The 22329-nt window shown below is 65.1% G+C and carries 20 protein-coding genes; 14 read left to right on the forward strand and 6 right to left on the reverse strand.

The features are described from left to right. Position 1 precedes the first annotated feature (1 nt). The 9 genes from EXZ48_RS04030 to EXZ48_RS04070 all read left to right on the forward strand — a co-directional run bounded on the left by EXZ48_RS04030 (position 2) and on the right by EXZ48_RS04070 (position 10764). On the forward strand, positions 2 to 1009 hold the full coding sequence (locus tag EXZ48_RS04030; protein WP_023515425.1) for a sugar-binding transcriptional regulator: 1008 nt from the start codon (positions 2 to 4) through the stop codon (positions 1007 to 1009). Beyond that, the gene (locus tag EXZ48_RS04035; protein WP_130514401.1) at positions 1006 to 2001 is read left to right on the forward strand and encodes an aldo/keto reductase; all 996 of its coding nucleotides are present in this window, start codon (positions 1006 to 1008) and stop codon (positions 1999 to 2001) included. Before EXZ48_RS04030 ends, EXZ48_RS04035 begins: the two co-directional genes overlap by 4 nt. Positions 2002 to 2013: 12 nt before the next feature. Further along, complete coding sequence (locus EXZ48_RS04040; RefSeq protein WP_165909271.1) at positions 2014 to 3762, forward strand: glycerol-3-phosphate dehydrogenase/oxidase; 1749 nt, start codon at positions 2014 to 2016, stop codon at positions 3760 to 3762. Beyond that, on the forward strand, positions 3735 to 4577 hold the full coding sequence (locus EXZ48_RS04045) for a class I fructose-bisphosphate aldolase (RefSeq protein WP_130514403.1): 843 nt from the start codon (positions 3735 to 3737) through the stop codon (positions 4575 to 4577). The genes EXZ48_RS04040 and EXZ48_RS04045 overlap by 28 nt, the downstream gene beginning before the upstream one ends. A 30-nt stretch (positions 4578 to 4607) precedes the next feature. Beyond that, on the forward strand, positions 4608 to 6137 hold the full coding sequence (locus EXZ48_RS04050) for an FGGY-family carbohydrate kinase (protein ID WP_130514404.1): 1530 nt from the start codon (positions 4608 to 4610) through the stop codon (positions 6135 to 6137). Between the two features lie 17 nt (positions 6138 to 6154). Continuing rightward, on the forward strand, positions 6155 to 7759 hold the full coding sequence (locus tag EXZ48_RS04055; RefSeq protein ID WP_130514608.1) for a GMC family oxidoreductase: 1605 nt from the start codon (positions 6155 to 6157) through the stop codon (positions 7757 to 7759). A 71-nt stretch (positions 7760 to 7830) separates the two neighbouring features. After that, positions 7831 to 8079 carry a hypothetical protein gene (locus EXZ48_RS04060; RefSeq protein WP_024271381.1) on the forward strand — a complete coding sequence of 83 codons (249 nt, stop codon included), beginning with the start codon at positions 7831 to 7833 and terminating at the stop codon, positions 8077 to 8079. Beyond that, complete coding sequence (locus EXZ48_RS04065) at positions 8076 to 8489, forward strand: type II toxin-antitoxin system VapC family toxin (RefSeq protein WP_130514405.1); 414 nt, start codon at positions 8076 to 8078, stop codon at positions 8487 to 8489. The genes EXZ48_RS04060 and EXZ48_RS04065 overlap by 4 nt, the downstream gene beginning before the upstream one ends. 226 nt (positions 8490 to 8715) lie before the next feature. Then, positions 8716 to 10764 (forward strand): bifunctional diguanylate cyclase/phosphodiesterase, encoded by a 2049-nt coding sequence (locus tag EXZ48_RS04070; protein ID WP_130514406.1) that lies wholly within the window; start codon positions 8716 to 8718, stop codon positions 10762 to 10764. A gap of 12 nt (positions 10765 to 10776) precedes the next feature. Here the strand turns inward: EXZ48_RS04070 and EXZ48_RS04075 are convergent, their stop codons facing one another. Next, complete coding sequence (locus EXZ48_RS04075; RefSeq protein ID WP_023514811.1) at positions 10777 to 11439, reverse strand: GntR family transcriptional regulator; 663 nt, start codon at positions 11437 to 11439, stop codon at positions 10777 to 10779. A 244-nt stretch (positions 11440 to 11683) separates the two neighbouring features. Between EXZ48_RS04075 and EXZ48_RS04080 the strand changes: the two genes are divergently transcribed. From EXZ48_RS04080 to EXZ48_RS04100, 5 genes are all read left to right on the forward strand, one after another. Continuing rightward, positions 11684 to 12949 carry an NRAMP family divalent metal transporter gene (locus EXZ48_RS04080; RefSeq protein ID WP_023514788.1) on the forward strand — a complete coding sequence of 422 codons (1266 nt, stop codon included), beginning with the start codon at positions 11684 to 11686 and terminating at the stop codon, positions 12947 to 12949. Between the two features lie 74 nt (positions 12950 to 13023). Further along, a complete protein-coding gene (locus tag EXZ48_RS04085; RefSeq protein WP_130514407.1) occupies positions 13024 to 13791 on the forward strand; it encodes a LamB/YcsF family protein in 768 nt (255 codons plus the stop codon). A gap of 9 nt (positions 13792 to 13800) precedes the next feature. Further along, positions 13801 to 14610 carry a putative hydro-lyase gene (locus EXZ48_RS04090; RefSeq protein ID WP_050744806.1) on the forward strand — a complete coding sequence of 270 codons (810 nt, stop codon included), beginning with the start codon at positions 13801 to 13803 and terminating at the stop codon, positions 14608 to 14610. 7 nt (positions 14611 to 14617) lie between these two features. Next, entirely contained in the window at positions 14618 to 16210 is a 1593-nt protein-coding gene (locus EXZ48_RS04095; protein ID WP_130514408.1) for a 5-oxoprolinase/urea amidolyase family protein, read from the forward strand. Between the two features lie 10 nt (positions 16211 to 16220). Then, entirely contained in the window at positions 16221 to 17951 is a 1731-nt protein-coding gene (locus EXZ48_RS04100) for a biotin carboxylase N-terminal domain-containing protein (protein ID WP_130514409.1), read from the forward strand. A 40-nt stretch (positions 17952 to 17991) separates the two neighbouring features. On the opposite strand, the gene EXZ48_RS04105 is transcribed toward EXZ48_RS04100, so the two are convergent. The 5 genes from EXZ48_RS04105 to EXZ48_RS04125 are packed head-to-tail and all read right to left on the reverse strand — an operon-like array spanning position 17992 to position 22329. Continuing rightward, positions 17992 to 18837, reverse strand: a complete 846-nt coding sequence (locus EXZ48_RS04105) for a cupin domain-containing protein (protein WP_130514410.1) — start codon at positions 18835 to 18837, stop codon at positions 17992 to 17994. Positions 18838 to 18865: 28 nt separating this feature from the next. Further along, the gene (locus tag EXZ48_RS04110) at positions 18866 to 19432 is read right to left on the reverse strand and encodes a TetR/AcrR family transcriptional regulator (RefSeq protein WP_050744809.1); all 567 of its coding nucleotides are present in this window, start codon (positions 19430 to 19432) and stop codon (positions 18866 to 18868) included. A 32-nt stretch (positions 19433 to 19464) separates the two neighbouring features. Next, the gene (locus EXZ48_RS04115; protein WP_130514411.1) at positions 19465 to 20550 is read right to left on the reverse strand and encodes a Gfo/Idh/MocA family protein; all 1086 of its coding nucleotides are present in this window, start codon (positions 20548 to 20550) and stop codon (positions 19465 to 19467) included. A 29-nt stretch (positions 20551 to 20579) separates the two neighbouring features. Continuing rightward, positions 20580 to 21419, reverse strand: a complete 840-nt coding sequence (locus EXZ48_RS04120; RefSeq protein WP_130514412.1) for a carbohydrate ABC transporter permease — start codon at positions 21417 to 21419, stop codon at positions 20580 to 20582. Position 21420: 1 nt separating this feature from the next. Then, positions 21421 to 22329: a carbohydrate ABC transporter permease gene (locus EXZ48_RS04125; RefSeq protein WP_050744812.1), complete on the reverse strand. Its 909-nt coding sequence runs from the start codon at positions 22327 to 22329 to the stop codon at positions 21421 to 21423.

Below are 22329 nucleotides of genomic sequence, written 5' to 3' on the forward strand. Positions count from 1 at the left end.
CATGCCGATCGCCAAGCTGAAACCCAAGACGACAGCGGCGCGTGAAGAGATCGTCATCGCCCGCCAGATGCACCAGGCGCTCGTGCTGCATTTCCTGGAAGGCCTGACGCAGGCGCAGATCGCCGACCAGCTCGGCCTGTCGCACGCCACCGTCAATCGCCTCATCAAGCGCGGCCGCCAGCTCGGCCTCGTCGAGATCAAGATCAAGTCGCCGGTCGAGCCGCTGGTCGATATGGAGGAACGGCTTCTGGCGCTCGGCGGCATCAGCCGCGCCGTCGTGGTGCCGACCGTCTCCGACAACCCGCAGACCGCCTTGCAAGCGGTGGGGGAGGCCGCAGCCCGGCTGCTGCTCGAAGAGATCGCCGATGGCGACACGATCTGCATCACCGGCGGCAAGGGCGTCAGCGCCGTCGTTGCCGGTCTGCAGGCCGCGCGACGCTTCGATGTCGAGGTCATTCCCGCAACGGGCTGCGTCCAGGGCAAACACTATACGGACGTCAACCACGTCTCGACGCTGATGGCCGAACGGCTCGGCGGGCGCTCCTACCAGATCCACGCACCGCTCTTTGCCGACGATGCCGAACAGCGCGCAATGCTGATGAACATGCGCTCCGTCGCCGACGTCTTCCAGCGGGCACGCGAGGCGAAGGTGGCGGTCGTCGGCATCGGCTCGATCATGAGCACGGATTCGACCTATTACGACCTGCATCCCTCCTCGAGCGAGGACCGCAAGGCGATCGAGCATTCCGGCGCAAGCTCGGAGCTGCTGGCCCATCTGCTCGACGGCGAGGGCCGGATCTGCGACTACAGCCTCAACCGTACCCTGGTCTCGCTGACGCTTCCGGAGTTCGCCTCCATCCCGACGAAGATCGGCGTCGCGAGCGGCTTCAACAAGGCCGGTTCCATTCTCAGCGTCCTGCGCGGCGATCATCTCGACACGCTCGTCACTGACGAGGCGACCGGTGCGCGCATTCTTGAACTGGCATCCGAAGAAGGAGTTTCCGCATGAGCGGCGAACAATTGATCCGCGACATCGGGCGCTCCGGCGTCAAGGCCTCGGCCGTCGGCCTCGGCACCTGGGCGATTGGCGGCTGGATGTGGGGCGGCACGGACGAGGCGCAATCCATCGCCGCGATCCAGGCCTCGCTTGATGCCGGCGTAACGCTCATCGACACGGCCCCCGCCTATGGCCTCGGCCGCTCGGAGGAGATCGTCGGCAAGGCCATCGCCGGGCGCCGGGACAAGGCCGTCATCGCCACGAAATGCGGCCTCGTCTGGCACACGCAAAAAGGCACGCGTTTTTTCGAACAGGACGGCAAGCCGGTCCACCGCTATCTCGGCCGGGATGCGATCATCCATGAGGTGGAGGAGAGCCTGCGCCGGCTCGGCACGGACTACATCGACCTCTACATCACCCACTGGCAGGACGCGACGACGCCCATCGGGGAAACGGTTGCGGCGCTTGAGGACCTGAAGAGAGCGGGCAAGATCCGCGCCATCGGTGCAAGCAACGTCAATAGGTCGGAGCTTGCGCAGTATATCGAAACAGGGTCGCTCGATGCGATCCAGGAGCGGTTCAGCATGATCGATCGCGAGATCGAGGCGGACCTGCTGCCGCTCACTGTTCCAAACGGCGTGTCGACGCTCAGCTATTCTTCGCTGGCGCTCGGCCTGCTCTCCGGCACGATCGGCCCGGATCGCGTGTTCTCCGGCGACGACCAGCGCAAGGACAATCCGCGCTTCTCCGTCGCCAACCGGCAGAAGGCGAAGGCCTTTTCCGATGCGATTCGCCCCGTCGCCGAGCGCCATGGCGCGAGCATCGCCCAGGTCGTGATCGCCTGGACGCTGGCGCAGGAGGGCGTGACCTTCGCGCTCTGCGGCGCCAGGAACCCGGCACAGGCGCTCGACAATGCGCGGGCCGGCACGCTGCGGCTTACGGCGGACGATCTGGCGGCCATCGACACCGCCATCGCGGCACACCTCGTCTCCATGGACGGATAACGGACTGCCATCATGAACCGGAAACAGACTTTGGACGGGCTCCGCCAGAGCCCGAAGGTGGACGTGTGCGTCCTCGGCGGCGGCATCAACGGGCTCAGCGTCTTTCGCGAGCTGGCGCTGCAGGGCGTCAACGTGCTCATCGTCGAGAAGGCTGACTACTGTTCCGGTGCGAGCGCCGCCCTCTCGCGCATGGTGCATGGGGGGCTGCGCTATCTCGAAAACGGCGAGTTCAGCCTCGTCAAGGAATCTCTCGTCGAGCGCGACCGCCTCTTGCGCAATGCGCCGCATTACGTCGCGCCGCTGCCGACGACGGTGCCGGTCTTCGACATCTTTTCGGGCCTTGCCAATGGCATCGTGCGTTTCCTCGGCCTCACCCGCCGCCCCAGTCGCCGCGGCGCGATCGCCATCAAGGCGGGACTCGGCATCTACGATTTCCTCACGCGCAAACGGGCGCTGATGCCGAAGCACCAGTTCCGCAGCCGCAAGGCGACCCTTGGAAAGTGGCCGGCGCTCAATCCGGCGATCCGCAACTCGGCGACGTACTACGACGCCTGGGTCAGCCATCCCGAGCGTATCGGCATCGAGCTTCTGCGCGACGGCCTTTCCGGCGGCGAACAGGCACGGGCTCTCAACTACGCGACGATCGAGGAGGCGAGCGGCGGGCATTACAGGCTGCACGACGGCCTCACCGGGGAGACACTTGCCCTCCGGCCGCGACTCATCGTCAACGCGACGGGCGGCTGGATCGACATTGCCAATGCCAGCCTGTTTCCCGCGGAGGCACGGCCCGAGCCGCTGATGGGCGGCACGAAGGGCTCGCATCTCATCATCGACAATCCCGCCCTGCGCGACATGCTCGACGGGCACATGATCTACTACGAGAACGAGGACGGGCGCATCTGCATCCTCTTCCCCTATCTCGGCAAGGTGCTGGTGGGCTCGACGGATATCCGCGTCGACGATCCCGGCATGGTGCGCTGTGAGGCGGACGAGCGGGACTATATCCTGCAATCGCTCACTTTCGTTCTGCCCGGCATCCGCATCCGTCCGGAGGAGATCGTCTTCCAGTTTTCGGGCGTGCGCCCGCTGCCGGCGAGCAAGGACAGCTTTACCGGCCGTATCCCCCGCGACCATTTCTGCACCGTCCTCGAAGGGCGCGACGGCGGGCCGCCGGTGCTCTGCATGATCGGCGGCAAGTGGACGACGTTCCGTTCCTTCGGTGAACTCTCCGCCGACATGGCGCTCGACCGGCTCGGCCTGCCGCGCCGCATCGACACGGCGGAACGCCCGCTCGGTGGCGGCCGGGACTATCCCGAGAATGGTGGTGACTGGACGCGGGCGCTCTCGGCCTCTACAGGCCTTCCCGCGGAACAGACCGCGGTGCTGTTCTCGCGCTACGGCACGGATGCGCTTGACATCGCCTGCTTTATCGCCGCCGGGCCGGATCATGTCCTGCCTCATCCGGCCTACAGCGCTCGCGAACTTCTCTATCTCATTCGCTCCGAAGCCGTCGAGCATCTGGACGACCTCCTTCTGCGCCGCACCGCGCTCGCCGTTACCGGCGAACTCTCGCTTGGCATGACGGAGGCCGCGCTTGATGTGCTGGCAGCCGAAAAAGGCTGGCCCGCGGCGCGCAGGGCCGAGGAGCGCACCCGTTTTCTGACCCTCATGCGCGAGCGCCACGGCGTCGCGGAGGAAAACCTTTCCGCAAGGAACGAACAAAGGAGTGATGTATGCGAAACAACCGCAAGGTCCGGATGAACCGGCTGTTCGGCAACGGTCGTTGCCTGGACGTGGCGATCGATCACGGCGTGTGCAACGAGCCGTCCTTCCTCGACGGGCTGGAGAATATGCCGGCCGTGGTGAAGGCGCTGGTCGATGCGAGGCCCGATGCGATCCAGATGAACTACGGCCAGGCCGACCTTTTGCAGGGCCTTCCCGGCAAGGACAAGCCTGCCCTCGTCATGCGCATCGACATGGGCAACCCCTATAACCGCATCCGCCACCGCAACATGTGGGCTGTCCTGCAGAACGAGGCGGAGCCGCTGATCGGTGCGCTGGAGATGGATGCCGCCTGTGTGGTGGTCAACCTTTTCATGCTGCCGGACGAGCCCGATCTTTTTCGCCAGTGCGTGCAGAATATCGCGCGCGTCCGAGCGGATTGCGAGAAATACGGCATGCCGCTGATGATCGAGCCGCTCGTCATGCAACCCGTCACGGAGCGTGGCGGCTATATGGTTGACGGTGATGCGGAGAAGATCGTCACCCTGACGCGGCTTGCCCGCGAGATGGGTGCGGATATCATCAAGGCGGATCCGACAACGAATGCCGAGGATTTCTACCGGGTCGTCGAGGCGGCGCGTTGCCCGGTCCTCGTGCGCGGCGGCGGCAAGGAGGATCTTCGCGCCGTCTTCGACAAGTCCGCAGCCTTGATGCGGCAGGGCGCCGTGGGCATGGTCTATGGACGCAACATCTACCAGCACGCCAATCCGAGCGCCGTGGTGCGCGGCCTGATGGCGATCATCCATGCGGATGCGAGCGGCGAAGAGGCTTTCGCGCTCTATCAGCAGGGGTAAGATAGACCAGAACCTTGGGAGGGGTTCAGCATGCAGGAATATCTGTTGGGGCTCGATGCGGGCAACACCGTGATCAAGGCGGTGATCTTCGACCGGACGGGCCGGGAACTGGCGCATGCGGGCGAAGAAGGCCATAGCCGCATGCCGAGTCCCGGCCATGTCGAGCGCGATCTCGGGGAGCTCTGGGCCAATGCGCGGCGTGTCATCCGCACCTGCCTCGACCGGGCGGGCATCGCGGCGGGCGACATTGCCGCCATCGGCTGCGCTGGCCATGGCAACGGGCTCTATGCGCTCGATCGGGCGGGTGAGCCGCTTGTCGGCATCCAGTCGCTCGACACGCGGGCGACCGGCCTCGTCGAGTCATGGCTGGCAGAAGGCGTCGGCGAACGGACCTATCCGATCGCTCGCCAACGCCCCTGGCCGTCGCAGACGCCGACCCTGCTCGCCTGGCTGAAGCGTCACCGGCCGGAACTCTTCAAGCGCATCGGCACGGTGTTCTTCTCGAAGGACTTCGTCGTCAATCGGCTGACCGGCCAGCGTGTCAGCGAGGTTTCGGATATGTCCGGCGCCGGCCTGCTCGATCTTGCCGCGCGCCGCTACGACAAGGCGTTGATGGAGGCCTATGGCCTCGGTGACTGCATGGATCTCCTGCCGCCGCTCATCGAAAGCGCCGATATTGCCGGGTACGTGACGGAGGCGGTGGCCGCGGAGACTGGCCTTGCCGCCGGCACGCCGGTCATCGGCGGGCTCTTCGACGTCGTCGCTTCGGCACTCGGTTCGGGCGTCTCGCGCACCGGCAACGCCTCCGTCATCGCCGGCACCTGGAGCATCAACCAGGTCGTCATCGATGGCCCGGATCTCGACGGTCCGGTCTTCATGTCGTCGACCTTCGATCGTACCCGCTATATGGCGATGGAAAACAGCGCCACCTCGGCCGCCAATCTCGAATGGCTGGTGCGGGAGTTCTTCGAAGGCGACCACACCGCCGACGTCTCGCCCTTCGACGCCTGCTGCGCGCATGCCGCGGCGGTGGAGCCTGTAGCGGATGATCCGCTCTACCACCCCTATCTCTACGGCGCCCAACAGGACGGCCATGCGCGGGCAGGCTTCTACGGCATTGCCGGCTGGCACACCAAGGGACATCTGGTCCGTGCCCTGCTCGAAGGCGTCGCCTTCGGTCATCGCCAGCATGTCGAGACGATCCGCAAGGCCGGGGCGACGTTCGAGGAGGCGGTTCTGTCGGGCGGCGGCTCGCGCAGCAGGCTCTGGCCGCAGATCTTCGCCGACGTGCTCGGCGTCCCTGTCTCCGTCGCCATGTCACGCGAGACGGGCGCGCTCGGTGCGGCGATTGCGGCAGGCACCGGGGTCGGCCTCTTTGCCGATTTCACCGCAGGCGCCAATGCCATGGTGCGGACCGACCGGCACTACAGGCCGAATGTCGCGCTTGCCGCCCACTACGACCGGCGCTACGCCCTCTACAGGGATATTGGCGAGGCCATGACGCCGCTTTGGCGGCGCCTTACAGCCTCGCAGGAGATGGCAGCAGGAGTTGCAGCGTGACCGTCAGGGAACAGGAAATGCCGGTGGACGAGGGCAGCTACGACTTCATCGTCGTCGGTGCCGGCTCGGCCGGCTGCGTTTTGGCGAACCGGCTTTCGGCCGACCCGAAGAACCGGGTGCTGCTCATCGAGGCCGGCGGCTCGGACCGCTACCACTGGATTCATGTGCCGATCGGTTATCTCTATTGCATGGGCAACCCGCGCACGGACTGGATGATGAAGACGGCCGCAGAGGCTGGTCTCAACGGCCGCGCGCTCAATTATCCGCGCGGAAAGGTGCTCGGCGGCTGCTCGTCGATCAACGGCATGATCTACATGCGCGGCCAGGCGGCCGACTATGACGGCTGGCGGCAGGCGGGCAATGCCGGTTGGGGCTGGGACGACGTGTTGCCCTATTTCCTGAAGTCGGAAGACAATTACCGCGGAAAAACCGGCATGCACGGGGCCGGCGGGGAGTGGCGCGTCGAGCGCCAGCGGCTCTCCTGGCCGATCCTCGACGCCTTCCGCGATGCGGCGGAGGAACTCGGCATCCCGAAGACCGACGATTTCAACGACGGCGACAATGAGGGCTCAGGTTATTTCGAGGTCAACCAGCGCGGCGGGCTGCGCTGGAACACGACGAAGGCCTTCCTGCGGCCGGCGATGAAACGGCCGAACCTGCGTGTCCTCACCGGCGCGGAGACCGAGCGGCTGGAATTCGACGGCCGGGCGGTGACGGGCGTGCGCTTTCGTCAGGGCGGACGCGCCCGCCTTGCCCGCGCCACGCGGGAGGTCGTGCTGTCGGCGGGCGCGATCAATTCACCGAAAATCCTGGAGCTGTCGGGCATCGGCCGGCCGGAATTGCTTTCCGCGCTCGGCATTCCCGTTCACCACGCGCTGCCCGGTGTCGGCGAGAACCTTCAGGATCATCTGCAGATCCGTACGGTCTTCCGGATCGAGGGTGCGCGCACGCTGAACCAGCTTTACCACAACCTGTTCAGCCGTGCCGGCATGGGGCTGCAATATGCCTTTCGCCGCTCCGGCCCGCTCTCCATGGCGCCGAGCCAGCTCGGCATCTTTGCCAAGAGCGATCCGGCCGTCGCCACGGCCGATCTCGAATATCATGTCCAGCCGCTCAGCACTGACCGGCTCGGAGAGCCCCTGCATCGCTATCCTGCGGTCACCGTTTCGGTGTGCAATCTCCGGCCGGAAAGCCGTGGCATGGTGCACATTGCGACCCGCGACCTCGCTCTTGCGCCGGAAATCCGGCCGAACTACCTCTCCACGGTCGGTGACCGGTTGCTCGCCGCAAAATCCATCCGCCATGCGCGCAGCCTCATGCAGGCAAAGGCCATTGCGCCCTTCCGTCCGCAGGAAATGCTGCCCGGCCGGGAGTATGACAGCGACGAGGAGTTGATCCGCAAGGCCGGCGATATCGCCACGACCATCTTCCACCCCGTCGGTACCTGCAAGATGGGAAGCGATCCGATGGCAGTGGTCGATACGAGGCTCCGTGTGCACGGCCTGGACCGGCTGCGCGTCGTCGATGCCTCGATCATGCCGACCATCGTTTCCGGCAACACCAATTCGCCTGTCATCATGATTGCGGAAAAGGCGGCGGAGGCGATTCTGGCAAAAGCCTGATGGCTTGCCATCCCCTGCCATCTTGATGGCGTCAAGGCGAGGGGTTATATTTCCCCTCGAAGGAGACCGTCATGGCAGAACCGCAACTTTCCGTCCGCAGCGCCCGCGCCCGCGATCTCGCTCATCGCCTTGCCCGGCGGGAAAACCGCACGGTCGCCGACATCGTCGAGCGGGCGCTGGAGGCCTATGAGGTGCGGGAGGCCGGCAGTGAGCCGGCGGCCCATTTCTACCGCCGGCTTGCCGCCGATTTCGGTGCGGAAGTCGACTTGGAGGCCGTGATCCGCGAGCACCGCACGCCGCACAAGGGCCTCGACCTTTGATCTTCCTCGACACGAATGTCGTGTCCGAGACGCTGAAGAAGGCGCCCTCGGAAAACGTGCTCACCTGGCTCGTGCGTTTCGACGCCGAATTGGCGCTGCCGACGGTGACGATTGCCGAGATCGCCTTCGGCATCCAGAAGATCAGGCCGGACGAGCGGGCCGTGAGGTTGGAGCAGGGGCTGGCCGAATGGCGGCGGCGCTTTGCCGGGCGGATTTTCGGCCTGACCGAGGCGGCGGCCCTTGCCTATGGCGAGATCATGGGGCAGGCGGTGCGGGAAGGACGCCCGATGTCGGCGCCCGACGGCATGATCGCCGCGATCGCCCGCGTCAACGGCGGTCGGCTCGCGACCCGCAACACACGTGACTTTACCGGCACCGGCATCGAGGTCGTCGATCCCTGGGCCTTCTAGCGTCCCGAACCGGGGCGCAAACGTGCCGATAGGGTGCAATCTCGTGGTTGTATTAGGGGTTTTCTCACACTCTTGTGCTCCACTCGTCCGTACCGAAGCGATGGTGCGGTTGCCGGTTTCCGGGCGCCTGCGCGCAAGGGACAAATGTGGTGAGACGGGTACGGCCTTTGGACAGGACGACAGCGATCGCGAATGACGGGGTGTGCCGCATCGGGGTTAAGGTCATATGCCCGTACACGAGCCGGGCCGCACGGTGCCGGTCATGATGCGGTCTCCTCGAAGCACGCTTCGCCTGATCTCGGTCGCCTGGCCCTTCGTGCTGATCGTTGTGCTGCAGACAGCGCTTGCCACGTTCAGCCTGCAGGTCAGCACGTCGCTGCGCGCCTTTGTGACGGGCGAGAGCCTGTGGTCGAAGGGTCAGCACGACGCGCTCTATTACCTCAACCGCTATGCCGATAGCGGCAACCGCTCCTTCGTCGATCGCTATCGGCAGGCGATGGCCATCCCGCTCGGCGACCGGGCGGCACGGCTCGCGCTCGAGGCCGCTCAACCCGACATCCAGGCGGCCTATCAGGGTTTCCTGAATGGCGGCAACCATCCGGACGACATTCCCAACGTGATCTGGTTGTTCCGTTATTTTCGCTGGCTTCCGGTGATGGAGGCCTGCGTGCGCGACTGGCGCACGGCGGAAGGGGTGCTGATGCAATTGTTGCCGATCGGCGAGGCGATCGACACGTCCCCCCATATCAGCGAGGCCGACCGCCGCGACATTATCCGCCAGCTCGACGAGATCAACGCGCTTGTCACGCCACTCACCAAACGTTTCTCCGATCGCCTCGGCGAGGGAACGCGGCAGGTCCAGACGGTGCTTCTTGCGGCCAATGTGGCGATGGCACTGCTCTTCATCGTGCTGACCGTCTGGCGGCTCAACAGTTTCCTCACCCACCGGCGTAGGATCGAGGAGCAATTGTCTTTCAGCGCCAATCACGACGATATGACGGGGCTTGCCAACCGCCGGTTGTTCGAGCGCGAGCTGGAGCGCATGCTGGCAGGGCCGAAGACCCGCCACGCACTGATGTTCATCGATCTCGACCAGTTCAAGGCCGTCAACGACAATGGTGGCCATGCGGCTGGCGACGAGCTGCTGCGCCGCGTCTCGCGCGATCTCGTCAACGCCATCCGGGGTACGGATCTTCTGGCACGGCTGGGTGGCGACGAGTTCGGCATCATCCTGCCGAACTGTGCGCCGGAGGATGGGCTGCGCATTGCCATGCGCCTGCGCGAGATCACGGAAGCGATCGACTTCGTCTGGAACGGCCATCGCTATTCGATCAGCGCCAGCATCGGTGTGGTGCATCTGGCCGGGCGCAACTACACGCTTGAGGAGGCGCTGCGCGCCGCCGACATTGCCTGCTACATGGCCAAGGAAAAGGGCCGCAACCGCGTGCACGTCTTCGAGACGACCGATGCGGCACAGACCCAGTTCACGGCCAATCTCAACTGGGTGCAGCGCCTGCACCGGGCACTGGAGGAGGACCGCTTCCGGCTGTTTTCGCAAGCCATCGCCACCCTGCGGGAAGGTGGCGAGACGGGCGAGCATTGCGAGATCCTGCTACGCCTCGAAGAGGACGGCACGCTGCTGTCGCCCGGCGCGTTCATCCCCGCTGCCGAACGTTTCGGCCTGATGCCGGCGCTCGACCGCTGGGTCGTGCGCCATGCGCTGGACATCATCGGTCGCCGCAAGGGCGCGGCTTCCGGCACCTATTCCATCAATCTCAGCGGCCTGACGCTGAAGGACGAGACCTTCCTGCCGTTCCTGCGGGAAGCCCTGCGCCGCAGCCGGGTGCCGGCCGAAGTGCTCTGCTTCGAGATCACCGAAACCAGCGCGATCGAGAATCTTGACGAAGCCATCGCCTTCATGAACGCCATGCGCGCCATGGGCTGCCGTTTCGCGCTTGACGATTTCGGCGTCGGCATGTCCTCGCTCACCTATCTCAAACGCCTGCCGGTGGACTATGTGAAGATCGACGGCAGTTTCGTGCGCGACATGCTGGCGGACAAGGCGGACTGGATGACCGTCGAGATGATCAACCAGATTTCTCACCTCGCCGGCCGCAAGACGATCGCGGAGTTTGTTGAAAACACGGAGATTCTTGCCGCGCTGCGCACGATCGGCGTGGATTATGCGCAGGGCTATTCCATCGGCCGCCCGGAGCCCTTCCTGCCGGAAACGACAGGTCTTGCCGCACCGCTGCGCCGCGCCGACGTCGCATAGGTTCCACTGGCGCTAGGCCAGTTCCGAAGCCCGCTCGAGTGCCTTGAGCATCGTGCGTTCGGCGAGGTTCAGATAGATCTCCATCTGCGCCGCAGCCTCATGCGGCTGGTTCTTTTCGACGAGAGTCGTAATGGCGTCGTTCATGTCGACGAAGGGCGCGTGCAGGTGTTCCGGGTCGTTGAGAAGGCCGAAGCAGAGGCGCAGCTCCGCCGAGATCCGCTCATAGAATTCGTTGAGCCGCGCGCTATCGGAAAGGTCGATGACGGCGGTGTGGAACATCATGTTGGCGCTGCCGACACCGATCCAGTCGCCCTCGATACGCCGCTCCCGGGCCATCTCCACCGCCGCGCGCATGGCCCGGATTGCCGGATGCTTCTGCCAGGCCTGGCGCAGTGCGCCGCATTCCAGCATGCGTCGCACGCGGTAGATGTCGATGATTGAGGCCATGGAGGGCACGGCGACGAAGACACCGCGATTGGCCTCGTGGCGCAGCAGGCCATCCTTGGTGAGCAGGCGGAAGGCCTCGCGCAGCGAATTGCGCGAGACGTCGAAACGGTCGCTGAAGGCGGCTTCCGAGAGACGCTGGCCGGGGGAGAGTTCGCCCGAGATCAGAAGCGTGCGAATGCGCCGCGCCAGTCGATCCGCCAGCGGCAGGCCTTCTCCGTCATCGGTCATGGTCTTCTCCCCGGCCCGATTCCGTTTGCTTCGGGCACCCTCTTTCCTGGCTGGGCATAGCATGAATGGGTGAGCGATGGGGCCGAAAAGTGTGGCGAATCCAGTGCTATGTGATTGGTAAAACGGCAGGAATAAGGAACGATATGGAAATATTGTTGAACAATCTTGACATTTTTGTGTAGCGGTTCATCATTTAACGATGAACCACTCGCGAGGGGCGGGTGCGTGAGAGCGGAGAAATCTCATGGAACAGAATGCTGCTGTGCCTGCCGGCCAGAGTGTGGTCGCGCAGGGCCTTCAAACCGTCAAATCCCGTCGCTCGGCGCTGATCGCCGCGATCTTCCTGATGGCGACCTCCGCCATCGGCCCAGGCTTCATCACCCAGACGGCGACTTTCACCACGAAGCTTGGCGCTGCCTTCGCCTTCGGCATCCTCGCCTCCATCCTCATCGACTTCGTCGTGCAGCTGAACATCTGGCGCATCGTGACGCTGACGCGCATGCGCGCTTCCGACGTCGCCAATGCCGCCATTCCCGGCTCTGGCTATCTTCTGGCCATCCTCGTCATCGTCGGTGGCCTGTTCTTCAACATTGGCAATATCGGCGGCACCGGCCTCGGCCTCAATGCGGTCTTTGGTCTCGATCCGAAGATCGGCGGAGCGATCAGCGCCGTATTCTCGATCGGCATCTTCCTGTCAAAGCGCGCCGGCCTTGCGGTCGACCGTTTCATCATCTTCGCCGGCATCCTCATGATCGTGCTGACGCTCTACGTCGCCTTCGTGTCCGGCCCGCCGGTCGGCGACGCGCTGTTCCAGACCGTCTTGCCCGACACGATCGACTTCGCCACGATCACCACCATCGTCGGCGGCACGGTCGGCGGCTACATCACCTATTCCGGCGCACACCGCCTGCTCGACCGCGGCATGGTCGGCCAGGAGCACCTGCCGGCTGTCACCCGCGCCGCGCTCACCGGCATCGCCGTGACCGGTCTCATGCGCTACGTCCTCTTCCTCGCCATCCTCGGCGTCGTCGCCAGCGGCGTCGTCATCGACACGGCGAGCCAGGCCGCCAACCCGGCCGCCCAGGCCTTCCAGGCGGCAGCAGGCGATGTCGGTCTGCGCCTCTTCGGCATCATCTTCTGGGCAGCGGCCATCACCAGCGTCATCGGCGCGGCCTATACCTCGGTTTCGTTCATCACCGTCTTCAAGCAGGATATCAGCGAACACGCCCGCAATATGGCGACGGTCGTCTTCATCGCCATCTCGCTGGTCTCCTACCTGCTGATCACCACGCCACCGGCGGCCATGCTGGTCTTCGTCGGCGGTCTCAACGGCCTCATCCTGCCGATCGGCCTCAGCATCTTCCTCTTTGCCGCCTGGAAGCGCGAGGACCTGATGGGGGGCTACCACTATCCGCGCTGGCTGCTCGCCCTTGGCGTCCTGGTCTGCCTGTTGACATGGTATATGGGCTACAAGTCGGCCGGCACGATCTTCGGACTGCTTGGTCTCTAGAGCTATTCCAGCAAACGTGCGAAGCGGTTTTGCGTTCGGAACAGCGGCAAAACTTAAGAAAGGGAGAGGAAACAATGGCAGCGATCGACCTCAACAGCGATCTCGGTGAGAGCTACGGTGCGTGGCGCATGGGCGATGATGCGGCGATGCTCGCCGTTGTCTCCTCCGCCAACATCGCTTGTGGTTTCCATGCGGGCGACCCGGCGGGCATCTACCGCACGGTGCAGGCCGCCGCGAAAAACGGTGTCGTCATCGGCGCCCATGTCTCCTATCCCGATCGCGTCGGCTTCGGCCGGCGCGACCTCGACGCCACGCCCGAGGAGCTGATCGCCGACGTGATCTACCAGATCGGCGCGATCAAGGGCGTCGCCGCTGCGGCCGGCGCCACCGTGCGGTACGTCAAGCCGCATGGCGCGCTCTACAACCGCATCGCCTATGATGCCAGGCAGGGCCAGGCCGTTATCGACGGCATCAAGGCGGTCGATGCCTCGCTGATCCTGATGGGCCTTGCCAATGCGCCGATCCTGGATCTCGCCCGCAAGGCCGGCCTTGCCGTCGTCGCCGAAGCCTTCGCCGACCGCGCCTATACGCCGAAGGGCGAGCTCGTCTCGCGCCGCGAGCCGGGTGCCGTGCTGCACGACGAGGCGAAGATCGCCGACCGCATGGTGCAGCTCGCCCGCGAGGGTACGCTGGAAGCGATCGACGGCAGCACGATCCGCATCGAGGCGCAGTCGATCTGCGTGCACGGCGACAGCCCTGGCGCGGTGGCGATTGCAGAGGGGATCCGCCGCCGCTTCGAGGCGGAAGGCATCGCCATCCGCTCTTTCGCTGACAAGACGTAAGGAGCGGCCATGACGATCCCGACCGCCTTCCTGGATCATGCCGACGCCACGGCCGCCCGCAAAGCGCGGTCCACCTACCGGGATGGGCTCGTTGCGCCCACTTCCGGCATTGCACCGGGCTTTACACAGGCCAACATGATCGTACTGCCGCGCGACTGGGCGTTCGATTTCCTGCTCTACGCGCAGCGCAATCCCAAACCATGCCCGGTGCTCGATGTCTCCGACCCCGGCTCGCCGACGACGCTTTTGGCGCCCGGCGCGGACCTGCGCACCGACCTGCCGCTCTATCGCATCTGGCGTGACGGCAAGCTTGCCGAGGAAACGCCGGACGCGTCGGCGGCCTGGGCGGAGCGCGACGATCTCGTCGCCTTCCTCATCGGCTGTTCCTTCACCTTTGAAACGCCGATGGTCGAGGCCGGCATCGAGATCCGCCACATGACGGACAAGACCAACGTGCCGATGTACCTGACCAACAAGGCCTGCCGGCCCGCCGGCCGCCTCAAGGGCAACATGGTCGTCTCCATGCGGCCGATCCCGGCCGCGCGCGTTGCCGACGCCGCCACCATATCCGGCCGCTTCCCGGCGGTGCACGGCGCGCCGGTTCATGTCGGCGCACCCGAAGACATCGGCATCAGCGACCTCGCAAAACCTGATTTCGGCGATGCGGTGCGCATCGAGCCCGGCGAAGTGCCGGTCTTCTGGGCCTGCGGCGTCACTCCGCAGGCGGCCGTGATGGCATCGGGCGTGCCCTTTGCCATCACCCATGCGCCGGGCCACATGTTCATCACCGATATCCCCGATTCCGCCTATCACGCGTGAGGGTTCGATGCGCTTTCTTCCCGTCAGCCTGACCACCATCCTCGTCGAGCTCGCCGATCTCGACGAGACGCTTGCTCTCTTTGCTGCACTCCAGGCCGATCCCATCGATGGCATCGAGGAAATGGTGCCGGCCGCGCGCACGCTGATGATCCGCTTCCGCCCGGAAAAGGTGGCTGCGGCGGATCTTGCAGCCCGGATCGGCATTCGCGACCTTTCTGCCAAGATCGCACCGTCGGAGCATCTGGTCGAAATTCCCGTGCGGTATGACGGCGAAGACCTGCGCGATGTTGCGGAGCTGACCGGCCTCAGTGTCGAGGAGGTCGTCCGCCGGCATACGGAAAGCGAATTCACCGTGGCTTTCTGCGGCTTTGCGCCGGGTTTCGGCTATCTCGTCGGCGGCGATCCGGCCTTGCATGTGCCGCGCCGCAAGAGCCCGCGCACCCGCATTCCGGCCGGCTCGGTCGCCCTTGCCGGCGCCTTCAGCGGCGTCTACCCGCAGGCAAGCCCCGGCGGCTGGCAGATCATCGGCACGACGCCGGTGAAGATGTGGGACATCGATCGCGAGCCTGGTGCACTGTTCCAGCCCGGCTATCGTGTGCGCTTCTTCGATATGGAGGCGACGGGCCGGACGGTCAGCCTTCCCGTACCGGCCGCCAAGGCGGATCGCACCGTCGTGGCGGATGCGCCGCAGTTCAGGGTTCTGGCCGCACCGATGCCGGCTCTCTTCCAGGATCTTGGCCGCTTCGGCCAGACGGGGCAGGGTGTTTCCGCCTCCGGCGCGCTGGATCGCGGCGCGTTTAACGCCGCGGGCCGCATCGTCGGCAATCCGGCCAACACGCCGGCGCTCGAACTCACCCTCGGCGGCTTCTCCTTCGAAAGCAATGTGCGCGCCGTGATCGGTCTTGCCGGTGCCGCCTGTCCCGTGACAGTCCGCGATGTGGACGGCCGCGCCCAAGACTTTTCGATTCTGCAGCCTATCGCGCTGGAGCCGGGCGACGTCGTGACGATCGGCCATCCGAAGGCGGGCATGCGGGCCTATCTTGCCGTGCGCGGCGGCTTCGATGTCGCGTCGATCCTCGGCAGCGCGGCCACCGACACGCTGGCCGTCGTCGGCCCCGAGCCGGTCACGGCCGGGACGGTGCTCGCGCTGGGTGGCCGCAAGGATGGACTGGCGAGCGTTTCGACCGATGAGCTTCCCGCTCTCGGGCTGCCCTCGGCCGGTGATGTGGTGGTGCTCGACGTGGTGCTCGGCCCGCGAACGGACTGGTTCACGCAGAAGGGCATCGAGACGCTGACGAGCCAGCTGTGGCAGGTGACGCCGCAATCGAGCCGCGTCGGCATCCGCCTTGCCGGCGAGGTGCCGCTGGAGCGCAAGGACAGCGCGGAGCTGCCGAGCGAAGGCACGGCGACGGGCGCCATCCAGGTGCCGCACAGCGGCCAGCCGGTACTCTTCCTCGCTGACCATCCGCTGACTGGCGGCTATCCCGTCATCGGTGCCGTCGCCGAATACCATCTGGACCTCGCCGGCCAGATCCCGATCAATGCAAAAATCCGTTTCCGCCCGATCGGCCCCTTCGCCGACATTGCCGCGACCCGTTAGGAGAACCGCCATGAAGAAAGTGCTGATTGCCAATCGTGGCGAGATCGCCGTGCGCATCGCGCGCGCCTGCCAGGACCATGGCCTCCAGTCCGTGGCCGTCTATGCGGATCCGGATGCGGACGCGCTGTTCGTGCGCCTCGCCGACGAAGCCTATGGGCTCGGTGGCGTGCGTCCGGCGGAAACTTATCTCGATATCGAGAAGTTGATCGCTGTCGCAAAACGTGCCGGTGCGGATGCAGTTCATCCCGGTTACGGTTTTCTCTCCGAGCGTGCCGAATTCGCACGGGCCGTGCAGGGCGCGGGCCTCATCTGGATCGGCCCCGATCCGTCCGTCATCGAAGCGCTCGGCGACAAGGTCGAGGCACGGCGTATCGCGCAAAGCGTCGGCGCACCACTGGTTGCCGGCAGCGATGGCCCGGTGTCCTCTGCAGCCGAGGTCGTCGCCTTTGCGGAGCTGCATGGCCTGCCGGTCGCCATAAAGGCCGCGCATGGCGGCGGCGGGCGCGGCCTCAAGGTGGCCTGGAAGATGGAGGAGGTCGCAGACCTCTACGAATCCGCCGTGCGCGAGGCAACGGCGGCCTTCGGGCGTGGGGAGTGTTTCCTCGAGCGCTTCCTCGACCGGCCGCGCCACATCGAGGCGCAGGTCATCGCCGACAAGCACGGCAACGTGTTGGTGCTCGGCACCCGCGACTGCTCGGCCCAGCGCCGCAACCAGAAACTCATCGAGGAGGCGCCGGCGCCCTTCCTCTCGGGCGAACAGCGCCAGAAGATCCACACCTCGGCAAAGGCGATCTGCGCCGCCGCCGGTTACTCCGGAGCCGGTACCGTCGAGTTCCTGCTCGGCGTCGACGGCACGATCTCCTTCCTGGAGGTGAACACCCGTCTCCAGGTCGAGCATCCTGTCACGGAAGAGACGACCGGCATCGATCTCGTCATCGAACAGTTCCGCATCGCCGAAGGGCTGCCGTTGCGTGTGCTGGAAACGCCGGAACCGCGCGGCCACTCCATCGAGTTCCGTATCAACGCGGAAGACCCCGGCCGCGGCTTCCTGCCGACGCCGGGCGCGATCACGGTCTTCGATCCGCCCTCCGGCCCGGGCGTGCGCCTCGACAGCGGCGTCGTCAGCGGCTCCACCGTACCCGGTGTCTTCGATTCGCTGGTCGCCAAGCTGATCGTGACCGGCGCGACGCGCGACGAGGCCCTTCGCCGCGCCCGCCGTGCGCTGAAGGAGTTCCGCATCGAGGGTGTCGCGACGGTCCTGCCGTTCCACCGTGCCGCCATCGACACGGCTGACTTCATCGGCACGGATGGGTTCAAGGTGCATACGCGCTGGATCGAGACCGATTTTGCCGCCATGCCTGATGCCATGGCCCGGCCGGAGCCGACCGAAGACCCCACGCTGGTCCGCACCCATCTCGAAATCGACGGCAAGCGCGTGTCGCTCGCTCTTCCGAGCGTGCTGCTCGCCGGCCTCGGCGCTGCAGGGCAGGGCGCTGCATCGGCCGCAGGCAAGGGCGGGCGCCCTGCCGAGGACGGCATCGCCGCTCCGGTTTCCGGCACGCTGCAGGCGTTCAAGATCGCCGATGGCGCCACCGTCGCGGAAGGCGACCTTGTGGCTGTCATGGAAGCGATGAAGATGGAAACGCAGGTCCTCGCCCCCAAGGCCGGCCGGCTTCGCCTGCGCGTCAAGGAAGGTGACTACCTTCAGGCTGGCGACACGCTGATGGTGTTCGAAGGCTGAAACAAAAAGGGCTCCCGGTTTTCGAGAGCCCATTTTCAGATCAGAAATCCGGCGCCACGCCGAAGACGAATTCGCAAGGCGTGTGCGACATGTTGAAATACTGGTGGTCGAACCCGGCGGGGATGTAGAAGCCGTCGCGCGGGTTGAGTTCGAACCAGGCCTGGCCCTCGGCATCCGGGATATGGATGTTGAGCACGCCGGAAACGACATACAGGCATTCGTCGCCCTTGTGGCGTTCGATGCGGGTGCGCTTGCCGCCGAGCACCGTCGTCTTGCCGACCGTCAGCTGGTCTGTCGCGCAGTAGAACCCGGTATAGGCGCCTTGCGTTGCGGCATCGAGGCTCCAAAGCATGTCGGCATCGCGCTTGGGATGGATGGTGCGGGCCTTCTCATGCGCCGCCGCCTCCATTGGCCAGCGACCGAGGAATTCGTCCTGGATGTAGCGGTTTTCCGATAGCAGCGGCTTGGTGCGGGCATAGGGGCCCGACGTGCCCTTGGCCGGCGGCGGGGCAAAGAATTCGAGAACGCGGACCTGCTCCTCGCCGAGATTGAAACCGTGATGCCAGGTGTCCTTACGGAAGAACAGTGCTTCGCCCTGTTTGGCGATGCAGACTTCGCCTGTTTCCGGATTGGCGAGCCCCAGCGTGCCGCTGATCACATAGAGCAGCTCGTCGGCGCCAAAAATAGTGCGGAAGGCATCGGTGTGCTTGAAGCAGCCGCCGGGCTGCATGCCGAAGACGATCTGGTGGATGTTGTCCGTCGAGGCATAGATCCAGTCGTCGACGAGGCCGGCATTCTCCTCGCCCCAAAGATGGCGTGTCACGCCGGCATAGGGAATGTGGCTTGGCCGGTCGAAGACGGGGCGGGGGGACGGCTTGTAGCCCATGGAAATCTCCTCTTCATGATATGGAAAGCTAGGGGGCGGCGCCCGCCGGGCGCGTGCGCGCGATCAGCCGGTCGATGACGGCCTGTTTCGTGGCGGGGTCGAGATGCATGACGTTGAACACTTCGGCCATCCACATGCCCTCGATGGCGAGGCGGATGATCGTCGCTTCGACCGGGTCCAGGCCGTCCGCTTCGACGGAAGCCTGGCAACGGATGTTCTGCTGGTGGACGATTTCGAGCAGGTCGGGAAAGTTCGACAGCGCTGCGGTGATGCTTGCGCCGAGACGGTCGTACTGGTCGCCGGTGCTGGCGGCCCCGCCCATGGTGGCCTTCACATAAGCGCGGGTGTAGCGGCCATGCGGTTCCTCGTCCTCACCTTCGAGGCCGGAAAGACCGGTCTCGAAGCGATAGACGAAGCGTTCGACCATGGCGCGCACCAGCGCATCCTTGCTGGCGAAGTGATAGAGGATGCCGCCCTTCGAAAGCCCGGTCACCTCCGCCACCTTGTCGAAAGTGAGCGAGGAAACGCCTTCCTTGACGATGATTTCCTCAGCGGCGCTGAGAATGCGTTCCCGGGCGGTGCCACGTCTTGCCATGTCGAACCTCGATGCTGTTGCTGGTCTTCCCGCTATAGCGACGAACTTTCGCGCAGGCGACCGACGATTTCCGCCATCAAAGCAAGGTCCTGGCGGGAATCGCCGAGTGTCGTCTTCGGCGCTGTGCCGTTCACGAGATGATCGTGGAAGGTGCGCAGTTCGATGGCGAAGGGGTCGGTATAGTTCGGGCCGAAGGTGCGGGTTTCGGTTTCCGTGTCGGTCGAGTCCGTGACCTCCAGCGATGTCGGCAGGTTGCGGATGTACGGCGTGTCATAGCCGAAGCTGAGACGGCGGCGGTCGGAATAGACCTCGATGCGGGCGTCGAAACGCGCGACATTGTCGATCAGCGCCTCGTAGATCGCAGTGAAGTGGCCGTAGTCGAAGAGCGCGACGATCTGCTCGCCGTTCTGCTTGTGATGGGCGGCGATGACCCGGTGCGGCAGGCCGATCAGTTCGCGCATGGCCGAGAGGCTGTGCGAGGAGAGGCCGGTCAGCACCTGGTAGGCGCGCATCAGGCTGGGTGAAGCGTCCTTGCCGGCGACGTCGCGCAGAAGCGCTTCGGTCTCGGCGCGGGACTGTGCAAGGAAGGCGCCATCCAGGTCGTTGGGGTAGAAGATGTTGCGCGTCTGGCGGATGAAGTACGGGCCTTCACAGATGAGGTCGCGCACGCGCACATAGCGCAGCTCCTCCTGCGCCGGCATCATCTCCCTGGCCTTCAGGAAGCTTGCCGAATAGCGCCGCATATAGGCGACGAAGACGAGGCGGCCGGATTTTTCGGCAAGCGGCAGGACGTCGTCGATCTCGCCGAGCGTCAGGCAGGCGGGCTTTTCGAGGAAGACGTCCTTGCCGGCCTTCAGCGCCAGGTCGAGATAGTGGCGGTGCGTCTGGTCGGGCGTCAGGATGAAGACGGCGTCGATATCGGATGCCGCAAGCAGCGCTTCGGCGCTCTCATAGGCGCGGGCGCCCGGATGACGGCCTGCGCAGTGCGCGGTGAGGCTCGGCGAGACATCGAAGACGCCGGCGACCTCGAAGAGGTGACGATGATCGGCAAGGATCGGCAGGTGCATGAGCTGGCTCACCTCGCCAAGGCCGATGAGGCCGACACGGACGGTACGCATGGAAAAGACCTTTCTGCCCCGGAAGGGGCCTATCCCTTGACCGCCCCGGCCGTGAGGCCGGAAACGATGTATTTCTGGAAGAGCAGTGCCAGCACGATCAGCGGCACGGTGACGATGGTCGACGCGGCCATGATCGCGCCATAGGGGAACTCGTAGCGACTGGAGCCTGAAATGAGGGCGATGGCCACCGGTACGGTGCGGTTTTCATCCGTGAGGATGAAGGTCAGCGCGAACAGGAACTCGTTCCACGAGGCGATGAAGGCGAGCAGGCCCGTCGAGATCAGCGCCGGCCCCATCATCGGCAGGAAGATGCAGCGCACGATGCGCAGCGGCGAGCAGCCGTCCATGATGGCGGCCTCCTCGATCTGTCGCGGCAGGCTGCGCATGAAGGTCGTCAGCACCCAGATGTTGAAGGGCAGCGTGAAGATCATGTAGGCGAAGATCAGCGAGCCGAGCGTGTTGTAGAGGCCGAGCCAGCGGATCATCTCGAAGAGGCCTGACAGCAGGGCGATCTGCGGGAACATCGAGACGGCGAGGAAGAGGAACATGATCGGCGAGCGGCCGCGGAAATTGATGCGGCCCAGCGCATAGGCCGCCGCGATTGCCAGCCCCAGCGAGAGCGCCACGACGGAGGCGGCGACGATGAGCGAATTCAGCAGGCTGCGCAGGAACACGCCGTCCGACAGGATCGCCTCGTAATTGTTGAACTTCAGGTCGGGCAGGAAGGTGACGTCGAAGATCGCCTGGCCGGATTTCAGCGAGGAGGCGATCATCCAGTAGAAGGGAAACAGCGTGTAGAGCGCGACCACGGCAAAGAGCGTGTAGATTGCGATGCGATGAAGGCGCCTGCCCGTTGAACTGCGCACCATGTCACACCCCCAGGAGCTTGCGGTTGAGCCGGAAGACGGTCACGTAGATCGCCGTCACCACGGCGATCATCAGGAAGATTGCGGCGCTTGCCGCCGAGCCGACGCCCATGTCCTGGAAATTGACCAGTACCTCGCGGGCGTAGATCGACACGGTCTTGGTGTCGTCGCTGTTCGAGGACAGCACGAAGCTGAGGTCGAACATGCGCAGCGCATCGAGCAGCCGGAACAGCACCGCGACGGCGATGCTGGGCGCAAGCAGCGGCAGGGTGAGCGCGGTGAACTGCCGCCATTCCGACACGCCGTCGATCGAGGCGGCCTCGTAGATGCTTTTGGGCAGCATCTGCAGGCCGGCAAGGATGAGCAGCACCATGAAGGGGGTGGTGATCCAGACGTCGACGGCGATGATGACGGGCATCACGAGATCGGGATTGGCCGTCCAGGCGATGCCGTTGTCGATGAGGCCCATGAGCTTCAGCACATGGTTGAGGATGCCGAACTGGTCATGCAGCATCCACTGCCACATGCGCGCGCTGACGACGACGGGGATGGACCAGGGAATGAGGATGACCGCGCGCATGAAGCCGCGGCCGGAAATGTGGGCGTTCAGCAAAAGCGCGATGGCAAGTCCCAGCGCGGTCTCGATGGAGACCGAAATGACGGTGAAATAGAGCGTGTTGCGGACCGACTGCCACCACAGCGGATCCTCGAACAGCGTGAAATAGTTTTCGAGGCCGATATAGTCGTAGATGTCGGGTTCGGTGAGGAAGGCATCGGTGAAGGAGAAGAGGAAGGTCCGCCCGAGCGGCCAGAGCGCCACGGCGAAGAGCACGAGGAGGCTCGGTGCGAGGAACAGCCAGGCCGTACGCGCCCGCTTGGCATTGAGGCCGATGCGTATCGCTCCCGTCGCCAT

This window comes from Shinella sp. JR1-6 (assembly GCF_004284735.1).
Classification (GTDB): Bacteria; Pseudomonadota; Alphaproteobacteria; order Rhizobiales; family Rhizobiaceae; genus Shinella.

Bases quoted from the DNA above. Each gene is read 5' to 3' on its own strand.
- EXZ48_RS04030 (WP_023515425.1), top strand. From the start codon at position 2: ATGCCGATCGCCAAGCTGAAACCCAAGACGACAGCGGCGCGTGAAGAG.
- EXZ48_RS04035 (WP_130514401.1), top strand. From the start codon at position 1,006: ATGAGCGGCGAACAATTGATCCGCGACATCGGGCGCTCCGGCGTCAAG.
- EXZ48_RS04040 (WP_165909271.1), top strand. From the start codon at position 2,014: ATGAACCGGAAACAGACTTTGGACGGGCTCCGCCAGAGCCCGAAGGTG.
- EXZ48_RS04045 (WP_130514403.1), top strand. From the start codon at position 3,735: ATGCGAAACAACCGCAAGGTCCGGATGAACCGGCTGTTCGGCAACGGT.
- EXZ48_RS04050 (WP_130514404.1), top strand. From the start codon at position 4,608: ATGCAGGAATATCTGTTGGGGCTCGATGCGGGCAACACCGTGATCAAG.
- EXZ48_RS04055 (WP_130514608.1), top strand. From the start codon at position 6,155: ATGCCGGTGGACGAGGGCAGCTACGACTTCATCGTCGTCGGTGCCGGC.
- EXZ48_RS04060 (WP_024271381.1), top strand. From the start codon at position 7,831: ATGGCAGAACCGCAACTTTCCGTCCGCAGCGCCCGCGCCCGCGATCTC.
- EXZ48_RS04070 (WP_130514406.1), top strand. From the start codon at position 8,716: ATGCCCGTACACGAGCCGGGCCGCACGGTGCCGGTCATGATGCGGTCT.
- EXZ48_RS04075 (WP_023514811.1), bottom strand. From the start codon at position 11,439: ATGACCGATGACGGAGAAGGCCTGCCGCTGGCGGATCGACTGGCGCGG.
- EXZ48_RS04080 (WP_023514788.1), top strand. From the start codon at position 11,684: ATGGAACAGAATGCTGCTGTGCCTGCCGGCCAGAGTGTGGTCGCGCAG.
- EXZ48_RS04085 (WP_130514407.1), top strand. From the start codon at position 13,024: ATGGCAGCGATCGACCTCAACAGCGATCTCGGTGAGAGCTACGGTGCG.
- EXZ48_RS04090 (WP_050744806.1), top strand. From the start codon at position 13,801: ATGACGATCCCGACCGCCTTCCTGGATCATGCCGACGCCACGGCCGCC.
- EXZ48_RS04095 (WP_130514408.1), top strand. From the start codon at position 14,618: ATGCGCTTTCTTCCCGTCAGCCTGACCACCATCCTCGTCGAGCTCGCC.
- EXZ48_RS04100 (WP_130514409.1), top strand. From the start codon at position 16,221: ATGAAGAAAGTGCTGATTGCCAATCGTGGCGAGATCGCCGTGCGCATC.
- EXZ48_RS04105 (WP_130514410.1), bottom strand. From the start codon at position 18,837: ATGGGCTACAAGCCGTCCCCCCGCCCCGTCTTCGACCGGCCAAGCCAC.
- EXZ48_RS04110 (WP_050744809.1), bottom strand. From the start codon at position 19,432: ATGGCAAGACGTGGCACCGCCCGGGAACGCATTCTCAGCGCCGCTGAG.
- EXZ48_RS04115 (WP_130514411.1), bottom strand. From the start codon at position 20,550: ATGCGTACCGTCCGTGTCGGCCTCATCGGCCTTGGCGAGGTGAGCCAG.
- EXZ48_RS04120 (WP_130514412.1), bottom strand. From the start codon at position 21,419: ATGGTGCGCAGTTCAACGGGCAGGCGCCTTCATCGCATCGCAATCTAC.
- EXZ48_RS04125 (WP_050744812.1), bottom strand. From the start codon at position 22,329: ATGGCGACGGGAGCGATACGCATCGGCCTCAATGCCAAGCGGGCGCGT.